This is a genomic window from Sulfitobacter rhodophyticola (genome assembly GCF_041281685.2).
In the GTDB taxonomy this organism is placed as follows: Bacteria; Pseudomonadota; Alphaproteobacteria; order Rhodobacterales; family Rhodobacteraceae; genus Sulfitobacter.
The window spans coordinates 596,439-610,213 of record NZ_CP166251.2; the positions used below are offsets into that span (position 1 = coordinate 596,439).

A 13,775-nucleotide genomic window follows, 5' to 3' on the forward strand; every position below is an offset into this window, starting at 1 on the left:
GCGAGGCCGGATCAGAACCGTTCAAGCAAGCGGTTGAGATAATCGCGCTCCACCTCTGGACGCTGGGTCTCGCCCGAGCGGCGGCGAATTTCATCCAGCAGCCGCCGCGCCCGTTCCGATCCACCCGGCCCCTGAGCGAGCGGCGCATCGGTACTGTTAGCCCCGCTGCCGCCCTGATCCCGGCCCAGTGGATCGCGGTTGTCCGCGCGGCGGTCCGATTCCGCAGTGCCCTGACCGGGCTGCTGGTTCTGTTCTTGTTGGGCCATCGCATCGCCCAAGGCCCGCATCCCTTCGCGCAGCGCTTCCATGGCTTGTGACTGGTTATCAATCGCCTCTGCCAGATTGTCGTTGCGCAGGGCTTCCTCCGCATCGTCCATCGCACGCCCTGCGCGGTCCAACGCATCGCGCGCGGCATCACCTTCCGGCGTGCCCTGTCCGGGCAGATTTTGTTGCTGGCGGCGCAATTCGTCGCGCAGGGCTTGCTGGCGTTGGGCGAGACCTTCTTCGCCCTTGCCAAATCCTTCGCCCTGTTCACCGCCTTCGGGCATCGGCTGCTGGCCGTTCTGGCCTTGCCGTTCACCGTCGCTGCCCTGTCCCTGACCCTGCTGGCCTTCGTGGCTTTGTCCCCGGCCCTGACCGCCGTTGCGGCCTTCGTTGCCTTGCGATTCACCTGCATTCGCACCGGGATTGAATTGCTCCTGAAGGTCGCGGAAGGCCTGATCGCTCAGCCCTTGCTGCTGGCGCAGGGTATCGGCCAAGCCTTCCATGGCCTGTTCACCCGGAGACTGCCCGCCCTGACCCTGCTGGCCCTCGGTAACGCGCATGTTTTCCATCAGCTCCTGAAGTTCCTTCAGCGCCTGTTCGGCCTCCGCCATCCGGCCCTGCTCCATCAACTCCTGAATGCGGTCCATCATGCGCTGCAGGTCATCCTGCGTCATCTGCATGCCTTCGCCCTGTTGCTGCTGCTGGCCCTGCTGGTCGCCGTTCTGTTCACGTTCCTGCGCCTGCTGGCGCTGCAACTGCTGGAGGTATTCCTCCGTCGCGCGACGCAATTCGTCCATCAGTTCCGCGATTTCCTCGTCGCTGGCGCCGTTTTTCATCGCTTCTTCAAGGCGGTCCTGCGCGCGCCGCATACGTTCCAGCGCATCGGCCAACACGCCTTCTTCCAGTTCAATCGCCAGCCCCCAAAGGTCTTCGGCCAGATCCTCCTGCACCTCGTCGCTGAGGCCGTAGTTGGCGTGCAGTTCAAGCCGTTCGATCACACCGCGCAAACGCAGCGCCGTCGTCTGGGAGCGAAAGGCATCCTCGGGTTTATAGCTAACCGCGCGCAATACCTGCGCGATGCGCGGTGTATTGCTTTTCGACCACAAAAGATCGCGGCGCATCTCGATGACTGCGGCGGCTGCGGGCGCAAAGAAACGCCGTCCGGGCAGGATCAGTTCGCTCGGCCCCGTCTCGCCGGATTGCTCAGCAGCATCCAGTACGCTGAGGCTGATCTGCACCGGAAGGTTCGCCCAAGGGTGTCTGGAAAAATCCTCGATCATGTTCTCTTCGAACGCGGCGCGGTCGCCGGAGATCGGCATGGGGAGGGGCACGACAATCTCCGCGCGCGGGTCGGGATCGACGGTCAGACCGTAACGGCGGGTGACCGCAGCCAGATCAAGGGAAATGCGTGCCTCACCTGCTTCGACGCCGTAGTCATCCTGTGCAGCAAAGGGCAGCCGCATCTCACCCAATGCGGCAACATCAGGCGCGCCAAGCAGCTCCACTTCCGGCGCATCATCGGGGCGCAGGGTGATATCCCATGCACGCCCGCCGGGACCAGAGATTGCGATGCTGCCATCCTGCAGCACGGTGAAATCCTGCGCCGTATCCGACGCGGCAGGCAAATCGCCCGTGCGCCCGGACACGGTTTCCGCCAGCGTCAGCGCACCCACGTCACCATAAAAGCGCAGCGTGATCAGTGTCCCTTCCGGCAGGTCCAGCGCGCCTGCTTCAAGATCGTTCAGATAAAGCGTCGGCAAGCCGGTATAACGCGGCGGCTCTGCCCAGCCTTCCCAGACCGGGCCAGAGGCTTGCGCCATGCCACCCGGCACCATCTCCGTGACGGAGCCCACGCGCCAAATCGAACCGAACAGCAGCGCCATGGCAAAGGCCAGTACTGCGACGTAGCGCAGGGCAAAGGGATCGCGTTTCGACACGCGCAGATCACCCGGAACCGCTTTTGCACTGGCCGCACGGGTCGCCATGCGCGCCTTGTGCGCACGCCACACGGCGATTGACGCCTCATCGGTGTCGCCGATCGCCTGATCGTCCAGCATCGCCTGAATGGGCCGACCGGGCATGCTGTCATCCAGCCGCGCCATCGCGTCATCCCACGACGGCAGCCTGAAGATGCGCAGCGCATAGACCAACGCCGCGATGCCACCAAGGGTCGCCAGCACAATGCCAGACCACACCAGTTCGATCATCACGTGATCCTGCAAGCCCAGCATCAGCGCCGACAGCACAAGAAGGCAAATCGTCATCAGCGGCCACAAGGCCTGCACCAGACGTTCGGACAGCATGCCGGCCCACGTCAGGCGCAGCGGCCAGCGCAGATCGCGCAAGGCGCGGCGAAGGTCATTTGGCGTGAATGCGGTCATGCGCGTCCCTTTTGTCGTGGCAAATCAGCCTGTCCCGATGGGTCAGCCACCTAAAGCCATTCAGGAATGGTATCGCGATTTATCATTTCGTCAAAGGTCGGACGTGCGCGAATAACCGCAAATTGATCCCCGTGCACCAATACTTCCGGAATCAGCGGGCGCGAGTTGTATTCGCTGGACATCACCGCGCCATAGGCACCCGCGGACCGGAAAGCCGCCAGATCGCCGGCTTTCAGGAGGGGCATCATGCGCTCTTTGGCAAAGGTATCACCGGATTCGCAGACCGGGCCGACGATGTCGATGGGTTGCATTTCGACCCCCGCCTCCGGTTCGATCACCGGGATGATATCGTGATATGCCTCATACATGGCTGGCCGGATAAGGTCATTCATTGCACTATCGAGGATCAGGAAATCGCGGCCTTCGCCGGATTTGACATAAATCACTTCGCTGACCATCAGCCCCGCGTTACCCGCGATCAGGCGCCCCGGCTCGATCTCGATCTCGCAGCCTAAATGACCCAATTCCTCGCGCACGACCTGACCGTAGTCGGAGGGCAATGGCGGGTCGGCATTGCTCCGCTCATAGGGGATGCCGAGGCCGCCACCGAGGTCGAGGCGGGTGATGGTGTGGCCGTCGGCACGCAGTTGTTCCGTGAGTTCGGCCACCTTGCGATACGCGAGGCGGTAAGGTTCAAGATCGGTCAGCTGGCTGCCGATGTGCACATCGACGCCGATGACCTCCAGCCCCGGCATGGCAGCGGCCATGGCGTATACCTCCCGCGCGCGGGATATGGGGATGCCGAACTTGTTCTCGGATTTGCCGGTGGCGATCTTGGCGTGGGTCTTGGCATCGACATCCGGGTTCACGCGCACAGTGATGGGCGCGCGCAGTCCCAGCGCCTGCGCCTCGGCGTCCAGCACGGCCATTTCCGGCTCACTTTCGACGTTGAACTGGCGAATGCCGCCTTCAAGCGCCAGTCTGATCTCATCCCGCGTCTTTCCGACGCCGGAAAAAACGATCCGCTCTCCTGGCACACCGGCGGCGCGCGCGCGGCGATATTCGCCGCCTGACACCACATCCATACCCGCGCCCGCCTGCGCCAGCGTCCGCAAGACGGCCTGATTGGAGTTGGCTTTCATCGCATAGCATACCAAATGGTCCATCCCCGCCAGCGCTTCATCGAACAGCCGGAAATGCCGCAGCAGCGTCGCGGTTGAATAGACGTAGAAAGGCGTGCCAACTGCAGCCGCAATGTCGGTAATGGCGACGTCTTCGGCGTAAAGCGCGCCGTCGCGGTACAGGAAATGATCCATAGTCTTTTTGGCCCTAAATACCCCGGTGCCGCCTATTTGACGGGCGCTGACCTCAAGAACAGGTACAGCGGCAAGCCGCAAGACACCCCGATGCAAAACGTCGCGGGGATGGCGATCAGGGCCAGCCAGTTCCGCCGCACCGCGACTTCCGCGACGATCCAGACCGTCAGCGTGACAGCCGCGATGGTCAGATCCCAGACCAGCCCGCTGGCCGCAGCGTTGACATGCCAGGCATCGACCATGGCCATCAGGTCATAGCCGTTTTCGTTGAACCAGCTGATGAAGTAATACATCGGGTGGATGGCACCCCAGATCGCGAGGGCAAGGAAGATCATGCGCAAGGGTGACATCCTAGAACGATCCCACCACGCCGACACGCAGATCACCTGAAATGGTGACACCGGGTTCGGGTATGATCGGCCCATGCCGGGGATGAACCCTGTCGCCCGGTTGCGGTGGTGGCCCGCCACAGGCGCTCAAGGCTCCAACCAGCGCCAGAAGAAGCGCACCGCGCATCACAGCCCCAGTCCCAATCCGAACGTGACGGGCCCCCGGGTCGCGGCGACATGCGTCGTGGCTCCGATGCCGTGATTGGACAGGGTGATCGTGCTGTTCATCGTGGGCTGGATCGGCTCCCCGTCCGCGCCGCAGGCAGCAACCGCGGCCAGAGCCATCATCGCGACGAGTACTCTCATCCCAGAATTTCCTTCCAGCGTTGCACTTGGCGGCGCACCTGTTCGGGCGCGGTCCCTCCGTAAGACATACGTGAGTTTACCGAATTTTCCACGCCCAGCACGTCAAAAACATCCCCGGTTATCCCATCGTGCACCGATTTCATCTGCGCCAAGGTCAGATCGGGAAGGTCGCAGCCCGCCTTTTCCGCCATACCCACAAGGCTGCCAGTGATGTGATGTGCGTCGCGGAACGGCAGGCCCAGCACCCGCACCAGCCAGTCGGCCAGATCGGTCGCGGTGGAAAAGCCGCTGCCTGCTGCCGCCGCAAGGCAGTCGCGGTTGGCGGTCATGTCGCGCACCATGCCGTCCATCGCCGCCAGCGCCAGCATCAGGTTGTCGGCGGCGTCGAACACCTGTTCCTTGTCCTCCTGCATGTCCTTTGAATAGGCTAGCGGCAAACCCTTCATCACCATCATCAGTGCTGTCTGCGCCCCAAATATCCGCCCCACCTTGGCCCGGATCAGTTCAGCAGCGTCCGGGTTCTTTTTTTGCGGCATGATACTGGACCCGGTGGAGAACCGGTCCGACAGAGTAACAAATCGGAATTGGGCCGACGACCAGATCACCAGCTCCTCCGCAAAGCGGCTCAGATGCATCGCGCAAATGCTGGCGCAGGACAGAAACTCCAGCGCGAAATCCCGGTCGCTGACGGCGTCCAGGCTGTTGGCGGCAGGGCGGTCAAAGCCCAGCGCCTGTGCCGTCACGTCGCGGTCGATGGGAAAGGACGTGCCCGCCAGCGCCGCGGCCCCCAGCGGGCTTTCGTTCATCCGCGCCCGCGCATCACGTACCCGGCCCAGATCGCGGCCAAACATCTCTACGTAGGCCATCATGTGGTGGCCCCATGTGACAGGCTGCGCGGTTTGCAGGTGGGTAAACCCCGGCATGACCCAGTCCGCCCCGGCCTCTGCCTGCCCGATCAAGGCCGTGATCAACGCCAGCAATCCGGCCTCAAACGCGTCCAACTGGTCGCGCACCCAAAGCTTGAAATCGGTGGCGACCTGGTCGTTGCGGCTGCGCGCGGTGTGCAGGCGGCCCGCAGGCTCCCCGATCAGGTCTTTCAGCCGCGCTTCCACATTCATGTGAATGTCTTCCAAGGCCGTCGAAAACGCGAAATCGCCTGCCTCGATCTCTGACAAGATCGTGAGCAAGCCTTCCCTGATCGCCTCCGCATCGCTACGCTCAACGATGCCTGTGTCGGCCAACATGGCGGCATGGGCACGTGAACCGGCAATGTCCTGCGCTGCCATCCGCTTGTCGAACCCGATCGAGGCGTTAATTGCCTCCATGATCGCATCGGGACCGGCGGCGAAACGGCCGCCCCACATCTTGTTTGCGTCTTTGTCGCTCATCGTGCTGCCCTTTGGAGGGGAAAATGAAGAAACTGCTGTTGGCTTTCGTGTATACGGCCCTTCTCGCGGGTGCAAACCCTGCCTTGGCGGGGGGCGAGGACATCCTTCAGCTGCGCACCGGCGATATGAAAAAGCTGGTGGTGCATGGCACGCCCGTGGCCACCTCAAGCGCTGCGTTTGATCTGGAAGATGGGGCCGGCAAAGGCACCTTGGAGGATTACCGGGGCAAGTATGTCCTGCTGAATTTTTGGGCAACGTGGTGCGCCCCTTGCCGCAAGGAAATGCCGGAACTCGACGCGCTTCAAAAGGAACTGGGCGGTGATGATTTCGAAGTGCTGACCATCGCAACAGGCCGCAATTCCCCCGAAGGCATCAAGAAGTTCTTTGCGGAAGCAGGTGTCAGCAATCTGCCGCGCCATCAGGACCCCAAGCAGACGCTGGCCAGCCAGATGGGTGTCTTCGGCCTGCCGATCACCGTGATCATAGACCCCGAAGGCCGCGAGATCGCGCGGATGCGGGGCGATGCAAACTGGCACAGCGACAGTGCCGTGGCGATTATCAAGACGCTGATCGGGGATGGGGCGGAAGGCTGATTTCCCGTGTTCGTTGAAGGTGCGTGAATTTCGCTATTGTATTTGTTGTTGGTGGCGGATCGTGGGTTTGCGGGACAAAGCAGACCTTAGGTTTTTCCTCGTTGCTGGCGCGGCATCGGTTCGCACATGAGGCGTGCTTCTTGCAGCGTTTCAACCGATGTCGCGGAAGCGGACATTGTTTACTCGATTCGGACGTCTGATCCAAACCGCCCATTTTCACGACCTGGCGTTTGCACTCGAAAGAGGTGGACAAATCGACGACTCGCAGCGGCAGCTCTTAGGTTCGCTTCAGCCAGCACCCTCTCTCATCCATGCTCTCAACGCGACGAAGCGAACTACGGCAATTGTATCTTTGCCCGAGCGAAAGGATCTCATGCAGTGGTGGCCATGCCGGTGTTCGAGTGTACTCAACTCGCGACAGCGATTGACTTTTTGGGGTCGTGAAACGGGATCGGCACGATAATTGCGCCTCGCGTTTCGCCCAGTTTATCCACCTTAAGCTCTGTTCCAATGCCCGAATGTTCAACACCCAGCAGTCCTAGCGCGATATTCTTGTCAAGCCGAGGGGAATAGATCGCTGAGGTCACTGTTCCGACCTGTGCGCCATCTTTCATGACCGGCCAGAAATAATCATTAGAGCCGACGAATGGATCCCCCTCAATCTCAAGGCCCACAAGGCGCTGCGAGACTCCCTGTTCCTTGATCCGGGTAAGCGCCGCCTTGCCGATGAAATCCGCCTCCATATCCAGATTGACCAGCCGGTCCATATTCAGCTCGTAGGGATTGTTCGCCAGGTTCATGTCGGCATGATACGACAACATGCCCGCTTCAATTCGGCGGATGCTGGAGGTGTGGCCCGGCTTGAGGCCCAGCGGTCCGCCCGCGGCCATGATATGTTCCCAAAGCCTGTCCCCGGCCGATCCGTCGCACAGGAAAATCTCGTAGCCCAGTTCGCTCGACCAGCCGGTGCGGGAAATGATCAGGGGAACGCCGTCCCAATCGTATTCCATGAACCAATAGTACTTCAGGTCTGTCGGGGCATCGCCAAAGGCTGCACGCAGCACCTCGCGTGATTTGGGGCCCTGCAACTGCAGGGGCGAGACGTCGGGTTCGCTGATCTCGACATCCATCCCGGAATTCAATGCCACGCCACGGGCCCACAGCAACACGTCACTGTCAGCGATGGAAAGCCAGAAACGATCCTCGGCCAATTTCAGCAGGATCGGGTCATTGATGATGCCTCCGTCCTGATCGGTGAGGATCACATATTTGCACTGTCCGACCTGGCATTTGGACAGGTCACGACATGTGAGCATCTGGGTGAATTTCGCGGCATCCGGTCCCTTGATCTCGACCTGGCGCTCAACCGATACGTCGCATAGAATCGCCTCATTGACCAAATTCCAGAAGTTCGTTGTTGAACAGCCGAAATCGCGGGGGATGTACATGTGATTGTAGACCGAAAAGCCCTTGGCACCCCAACGTAGTGCGGCGTCAGAATAGGGGGATTTGCGGACCTGGGTGCCGAAACTGAATTCGGCAAAGTCTAGTTCGTGGGCCATGATATGTATCCAGTCAGGGGTTGTGGGTCAGGCTTTCTGGCGAACCAGATCGCGAAGTTCTTTTTTCCGGATCTTCCCGGTGGTTGTTTTGGGCAGTTCGCCGAAGATCACTTTTTTGGACGCATGTATCCTGCAAGCTTTTATTGGCGTGGGCGAACAATTCGCCTTCGGTCACTTAGCTTTGCCAAATCCCATAATAGGGGCAATGGTGCCTGCATCGCATCTGACAGGGCGTTGATAAATTTGGGGGCGTTCAGCCTCAGGACGGCGATGCCGTCTTGATCTCTGCGGAGGATGAGGCTGTTGTTTTCCAGTGTTCCGGCCATGACTTACTCCAATCTGCCCCCGGCCTTTTTCCACGCGCCGACACCGCCCGACAAGTTCACGACGGGCGAAAGGCCCATCTGCATGGCCACCTTCGCCGCCATGGCCGACCGTCCGCCGGATGCGCAGTAAAAGACATAGGTCTTGTCCTGATTGAATTCGGGTTTGTGTGCCGGGCTGTCGGGATCGATGTGAAATTCCAACATGCCGCGCGACGATGCGACCGCACCGGGAATGATGCCGGTCTTCGCCTGTTCCGTGCCATCGCGCAGATCGACGAAGACATGATCGGGCGCGCCGATCAGGCCCATCGCCGCCTCAGCACTGATTGCGGGCACATCCGCCATTGCCTCTTTCACGATGTCTTTGGACGTCTTGGTAATGGTCTGCGGCATTTCCGGGTTCCTTTTTTGGATGGCATTAGGGCGCTTCCGTCAAATCTGAAGGTCAAGGCGTGGCTTCCAGAACGGCCGGAACAGCTCGATTTTGGGGCAACGGTTCATCACCACATGCAGACCGGCGTCTTCTGCCATTTTCGCGGCTGCATCGTCGTAGACGTCGATTTGCCCCCACAACACTTTCGCACCGATGGCTATTGCCTTTTCAGCGATGCCGTAGAATTCTTCCTTTGGGCGAAAGACTTCGACCATATCGACCGGACGGTCGATGTCTTCCAGCGAATGATAGACCGGAATGCCCCGGATTTCCTTGAGTTTCGGGTTGGGGTTCACCGGAATCATGTCGTAGCCCGTTTCGTGCAGTACCCGCAGGACGCCATAGCTGAACTTGGTCTTGTCGGCGCTGGCCCCGACCATGGCAATGGTCTTTACCGATTTGAGGATACCGGCGAGGTATTTCGGATCGTAATCATAGAGCGCGTCCAGAGCAGTAGCGGGCATGGATCAAACCTCCCTTGGGATTGCAATTCCCGCCTTAAGCTCGTGCGGCTCCAGCGGGTCGAGGAATGGGTTGCGGTAGAGTTTGTCGTGGCTTTCCACACCGATTTCCAACGTGCAGTCGGTGATAGCACGGGCGACACAAAGCAGGACGTAGCCATTGTTGATCTGACGATTGTTGAGAGCCACCTGCCTACGCTGATCCACCTCACCGGCAGTCAGCTTGGCCGCGCAGGTTATGCAGCCACCGTATTTGCAACCGTAAGGCAGGTCGACGCCTTGTTCACGCAGGGTGTCGAGCAGCGGGCGACGCGCCTCAACCTGATAAGTTGCGTCTTCGCGGTTGGCGATTGTGATGGTGCGCATCTCGCTCAAAGCCAGATATCGCTGGTGCAGTCGCCACCGGGATAGCGGGTTTCGTGGCATCGGCTCGGACCATTGGGTTCCTTGCCAAAATCGACGATAAAATCCTCATTGATCTTCATGCCACCGTTTTCTACATCGCAGTCGATCATCACCATGACACCGCCCTGGGTGCGGATCTCGGGGTAGAACTGGTTGTCCCATGTGCTGAAAAGCGAGGTGGTGACATAGAGCCGCTTACCGTCGAGCGAAAGTTGATACATCTGCGGCCCACCCGCGACTTTGACGCCGTTGACCACCGGCGCTTTGCCCAGCAGCCCCCCCATGTAGACTTGCCCAGTCAGCACCGGATTGTGTGGATCGCTGATGTCGTATTGGCGCATGTCGCCGTGCAGCCAGTTGTTCAGATAGAGGTACTTGTCGTCCATCGAGACAAGGATCGCGCTCATGACGCCGGGAATGGGGATCGGCCATTCGGGGTGCGGCTCGTTCTCGATGTCGATGATCTTTTCCCACTCCCACTTGCCCGCATCCGATTTCCAGAAATGGATCACGTTGGCTGACAGGGCTGCGCCGCAAAAGCCGTGGGTGCTTTCAGGATTGTGGTGGAACTTGACCTCCAGTGGGATCAAACCGTCCTCGCCCAAATACATGGTCTCAACCGGCTTGCGCGCCTCGAAGTCCCAGATGTGCAGGCGGCGACCGTATTTCAGGTGTCCAACCTCTTCCAGATCAAAGCCCGGCATGAATGTATTTGGCGCGGCCCATTCGGATGACACCATCACGTTGTGCCGCGGCTGATACCAGAAATCATAGCTGAACGGGATGTCGCCCATGGTTTCTTCCCAGCGCCCGACGATCTCGAAATCCTTGTTGAGATGCAGGTATCCGCCGGGCGCTTCACCCTGCGCGTCGCCGAGGAAAGAGATGATGATTTCCGAGCCCAGGCAATGCACGGTGTGCGGCCCGCTTAGATTTGTCTTTGACTTTATTTCGGCCCCGTCGATGATTTTGTGCAAGCGTGGCGCAAAGGGGTCAGTGGCTGTGTCGATGACATGGATGTTGTTTGACCGCACGCCGGGCACCAGCAGGTACTTGCGCGACATACCCGCGTCATCATGGCACGACGAACATGCGTTCCACCCCATATGGTGCAATTCGTCCCCAATGCCCGGCATCTCAAGGCGGTGGATCACTTGGCTATAGGTCGGGCTGTCGGGGTCAGCATCAACTGTCGCAAGATAGTCCGGTTTCTGGATGCCTGTGCCGGTGTAGATGGCAATTGTATAAAGCAGTTTCTCGCGGGGGGCCTTGATGGCCTCGGCGGGGCTGGCGTAGCCCGGCCCGCAGCATGCACCGTCCATCATCACATTCCTCCCTTGCGATCATATTGCGATTCTCGTACTTCGATAAGTAGATTCTCACAAGGCAAAAATATGCATCTGGAACGCCTGACTAGCATCCTCGAAATTGTCGGACAGAAGGGTGCCGCAACCGTGGCCGAGATTTGCGCACATGCCGACCTGCCAAAACCTTCCGGCTACAGACTGGTACAGGACCTTGTCTCTGTCGGGCTACTGGCACCATCGGGACGCGGCCAATTTGTTATCGGCACGCGACTAAAACGGATCACCCATAGCGACCTTTCTGACAAAGCCCTCGTGGAAATGATCGCGCCTGTTTTGACCCAAGCTGCAGCGGAATATGGTGCCGCTTTCTTTTTGTCGCGCCTGCGCGGGGATCGGGTTGAGATCATACACGTGACGACGCCCAGTAATGGCGTGTCCTATATGCATCCCGGGGTAGGCAAACGGCCGTTGCATGCGTGTTCGTGCTCCAAGGTGATTGCTGCATTCTCACCTGAGCTGTGGTCGAAACAAGATCTGAATGGACAACTGAAGAAATACACCGAAAGCACCATCACTTGTCTTCAGGATTTGGAGGTGGAACTCGAAACTATTCGGAAACGTGGATATGCCGAATGTATCGAGGAACTTGAACGCGGCATCTGCTCTGTCGCGACCACCTTGGCCGAGACGGGACCGGGTGCTACGCTATCGATCGGTGCTACGGGGTCCATGCGTGTTCTGACCGGCGCGAGGCGAGAAGAAATTGGTCAGAAACTCATAGCGATGTCGCGTGAGCTGTCCAACACCTTTGGCTGGACTGAAACTGACGCCAGCCGGAAAGCGGGATAGGGTCGAAATAATGACCGATGGTCGCAACGCAGGTTTATTCCGTATCCTTAAAAACGCTGTTGAATGGGGGAGAGACGAGAGGGATCAGGATTGCAAAATCAATGCTTGGGACCTTTTTCGCGATCAACGTCAGGCCCGCATTCAGAAAAGCCTTTCTGGACGCGCGTTTCTTTGAAGCACAAAGTATCATCAGTGAAGAGCCGGGGTTTTCCAGTTTCAGGCCATGGTGGATGCCGCCAATCCGAACCGTTTCTAGTTCTACGAAGCATTTAGGGTAGAAGCCGCTGTACAGGCACATCGGGATCTTGAACCGCACCGGGTTTGCCGGGGGCCGATTGATTTAGGTTGCGCGACCACGTCTGATCATTCCAGAGCGGCGTAGCAATTCGTCTCTGCTTCTGCTGGCGAAATTCTTCTGATGGTTTCCAGCAGGCGGCGATTGTTGAACCAGTCGACTCATTCGAGGGGGGGCGTATTCTACGGCATCGAAGCTGCGCCATGGCCCAAGACAGTGAATGACTTGTGCCTTGAAAAGGCGGTTGATCGTCTCGGCCAAGGCGCTGTCGAAACTTTCGCTGGCGCTGCCAACAAAGGGGTCAATGCCGACTTTGGCGAGCCGTTCGGTGTATTTGATCGACAGATGCTGGGATCCGCGATCCGAATGATGCACCACTCTAAAGTCAGGCTGTCACTGATGAACAGCCTGTTCGAGAGCATCGAGCACGACCCCGGCATGGCCCGTCCGGCTCACCCGCCAACCGACGATGCGGCGCCTCGCACCAATGGAAGCGAAGCGTTGGGATCCGGCATTGATGTCAGGCAACGACTTCTGTCTGCGCGCGGGCCTCTTGAAGCAACCAATCACAAAACTGCTCTACTGGCTTTGATTGTTTTTCGCCCTTGGGAACGATCAGATGGTACGCAAAAGAGGTCTCGAAATTCCGCCCAAACGGGTTTACCAGAACACCACTTGTGAGCTCGTCCTTTACCAACCATGACGCAAAGAGAGACACGCCCAACCCATTGATGGTTGAGCTAAGCTGAAAGTGACGATCCTCCAACATCATTTGCGCCTGCGTTGCGTCGGTCTTCACATCATTCTTTGAGAGCCATTCTTCCCACATACGGCTGTCATCAACATGCAGCAGATTGCATTGATGCAGGTCTTTGGGGTGCCTGATGGGGTGATCGGCGAGGTAGGTCGGGCTGCACACGACTGCAAGTTTTTCAGACCACAGGCGATGAACGTCAAAGCCGCTCCAATTTCCTTTGCCCCATTGAATGCCAAGATCCGCAAAACTGGCCGGGTTGTGCATTCTTGCAAAGCTGTTGTTATGGTTGTGTATCGACAACTGCAGATCGGGGCGCAGTTCCATCAATCCTCCCAAACGTGATGACAACCAGCGGCTGGAAAACATGGGAAGCAGCGCAACCCTGACCGATCCTGTCTGGTTTGCAACCCGCTCCAACCCGGTCTGGATCATGTTCAACCCCCGTTCGACGTGGCTTGCCAGCACGGTTCCCTCCTCCGTCAACTCCAAACCTTGCTTGGTCCGCCGGAACAAGGAGTACCCCAGATCTGTTTCCAATTTTTTGATGTGATAGCTGACGGAACTTTGGCTGATATTCAGCAGTTGCGCGGCACCCGTTACATTTCTTGCTTCAGAAGTAACTTTAAATACTTGAATTGATTTTAAATTTCTAATCACAAGAGTTTCCCAAAGCTCTCTACCCGTCAAGCTCCAAAGAACTTATCCATCTAATATTTAGATACAACTGCTAAATCTTTGAATTT

The 13,775-nt window shown here is 58.7% G+C and carries 14 protein-coding genes and 1 pseudogene; 2 read left to right on the top strand and 13 right to left on the bottom strand.

Translation table 11 applies throughout. From position 1 onward, the window contains the following. Nucleotides 1-11: 11 nt before the first annotated feature. The 6 genes from AB4X18_RS03950 to argH are packed head-to-tail and all read right to left on the bottom strand — an operon-like array spanning nucleotide 12 to nucleotide 6,044. Nucleotides 12-2,645 (bottom strand): TIGR02302 family protein, encoded by a 2,634-nt coding sequence (locus AB4X18_RS03950; protein ID WP_370402380.1) that lies wholly within the window; start codon nucleotides 2,643-2,645, stop codon nucleotides 12-14. A gap of 50 nt (nucleotides 2,646-2,695) precedes the next feature. Next, on the bottom strand, nucleotides 2,696-3,961 hold the full coding sequence (gene lysA / locus AB4X18_RS03955; protein ID WP_370402381.1) for a diaminopimelate decarboxylase: 1,266 nt from the start codon (nucleotides 3,959-3,961) through the stop codon (nucleotides 2,696-2,698). 32 nt (nucleotides 3,962-3,993) lie between these two features. Next, nucleotides 3,994-4,311, bottom strand: coding sequence for a DUF2834 domain-containing protein (locus AB4X18_RS03960; protein WP_370402382.1), 318 nt, complete (start codon nucleotides 4,309-4,311; stop codon nucleotides 3,994-3,996). A 1-nt stretch (nucleotide 4,312) separates the two neighbouring features. Continuing rightward, the gene (locus AB4X18_RS03965) at nucleotides 4,313-4,477 is read right to left on the bottom strand and encodes a hypothetical protein (protein ID WP_370402383.1); all 165 of its coding nucleotides are present in this window, start codon (nucleotides 4,475-4,477) and stop codon (nucleotides 4,313-4,315) included. Continuing rightward, nucleotides 4,477-4,656 (bottom strand): hypothetical protein, encoded by a 180-nt coding sequence (locus AB4X18_RS03970; RefSeq protein WP_370402384.1) that lies wholly within the window; start codon nucleotides 4,654-4,656, stop codon nucleotides 4,477-4,479. Before AB4X18_RS03970 ends, AB4X18_RS03965 begins: the two co-directional genes overlap by 1 nt. Further along, nucleotides 4,653-6,044: an argininosuccinate lyase gene (gene argH / locus AB4X18_RS03975; protein WP_370402385.1), complete on the bottom strand. Its 1,392-nt coding sequence runs from the start codon at nucleotides 6,042-6,044 to the stop codon at nucleotides 4,653-4,655. The genes AB4X18_RS03970 and argH overlap by 4 nt, the downstream gene beginning before the upstream one ends. Nucleotides 6,045-6,067: 23 nt before the next feature. Between argH and AB4X18_RS03980 the strand changes: the two genes are divergently transcribed. Then, a complete protein-coding gene (locus tag AB4X18_RS03980) occupies nucleotides 6,068-6,637 on the top strand; it encodes a TlpA disulfide reductase family protein (protein ID WP_432817107.1) in 570 nt (189 codons plus the stop codon). 407 nt (nucleotides 6,638-7,044) lie between these two features. Here AB4X18_RS03980 and AB4X18_RS03985 read toward each other — a convergent pair whose 3' ends face one another. The 5 genes from AB4X18_RS03985 to AB4X18_RS04005 all read right to left on the bottom strand — a co-directional run bounded on the left by AB4X18_RS03985 (nucleotide 7,045) and on the right by AB4X18_RS04005 (nucleotide 11,149). After that, nucleotides 7,045-8,199, bottom strand: a complete 1,155-nt coding sequence (locus AB4X18_RS03985; RefSeq protein WP_370402386.1) for a glycine cleavage T C-terminal barrel domain-containing protein — start codon at nucleotides 8,197-8,199, stop codon at nucleotides 7,045-7,047. Nucleotides 8,200-8,528: 329 nt separating this feature from the next. Continuing rightward, a complete protein-coding gene (locus AB4X18_RS03990; protein WP_370402387.1) occupies nucleotides 8,529-8,918 on the bottom strand; it encodes a rhodanese-like domain-containing protein in 390 nt (129 codons plus the stop codon). A gap of 39 nt (nucleotides 8,919-8,957) precedes the next feature. Continuing rightward, nucleotides 8,958-9,422, bottom strand: a complete 465-nt coding sequence (locus AB4X18_RS03995; RefSeq protein WP_370402388.1) for a CoA-binding protein — start codon at nucleotides 9,420-9,422, stop codon at nucleotides 8,958-8,960. Nucleotides 9,423-9,425: 3 nt separating this feature from the next. Further along, nucleotides 9,426-9,785 carry a 2Fe-2S iron-sulfur cluster-binding protein gene (locus tag AB4X18_RS04000; protein ID WP_370402389.1) on the bottom strand — a complete coding sequence of 120 codons (360 nt, stop codon included), beginning with the start codon at nucleotides 9,783-9,785 and terminating at the stop codon, nucleotides 9,426-9,428. Between the two features lie 5 nt (nucleotides 9,786-9,790). Next, the gene (locus AB4X18_RS04005; protein WP_370402390.1) at nucleotides 9,791-11,149 is read right to left on the bottom strand and encodes a selenium-binding family protein; all 1,359 of its coding nucleotides are present in this window, start codon (nucleotides 11,147-11,149) and stop codon (nucleotides 9,791-9,793) included. A gap of 69 nt (nucleotides 11,150-11,218) precedes the next feature. Here AB4X18_RS04005 and AB4X18_RS04010 point away from each other — a divergent pair, with 69 nt between their 5' ends. Next, complete coding sequence (locus AB4X18_RS04010; protein ID WP_370402391.1) at nucleotides 11,219-11,980, top strand: IclR family transcriptional regulator; 762 nt, start codon at nucleotides 11,219-11,221, stop codon at nucleotides 11,978-11,980. A gap of 363 nt (nucleotides 11,981-12,343) precedes the next feature. Here the strand turns inward: AB4X18_RS04010 and AB4X18_RS04015 are convergent. Both AB4X18_RS04015 and AB4X18_RS04020 read right to left on the bottom strand, forming a co-directional pair. Next, a pseudogene (locus AB4X18_RS04015) lies at nucleotides 12,344-12,752 on the bottom strand (DDE-type integrase/transposase/recombinase); the annotation flags it as partial. Nucleotides 12,753-12,795: 43 nt separating this feature from the next. After that, nucleotides 12,796-13,689 (bottom strand): LysR family transcriptional regulator, encoded by an 894-nt coding sequence (locus AB4X18_RS04020; RefSeq protein ID WP_432817108.1) that lies wholly within the window; start codon nucleotides 13,687-13,689, stop codon nucleotides 12,796-12,798. Between the last annotated feature and the right edge of the window lie 86 nt (nucleotides 13,690-13,775).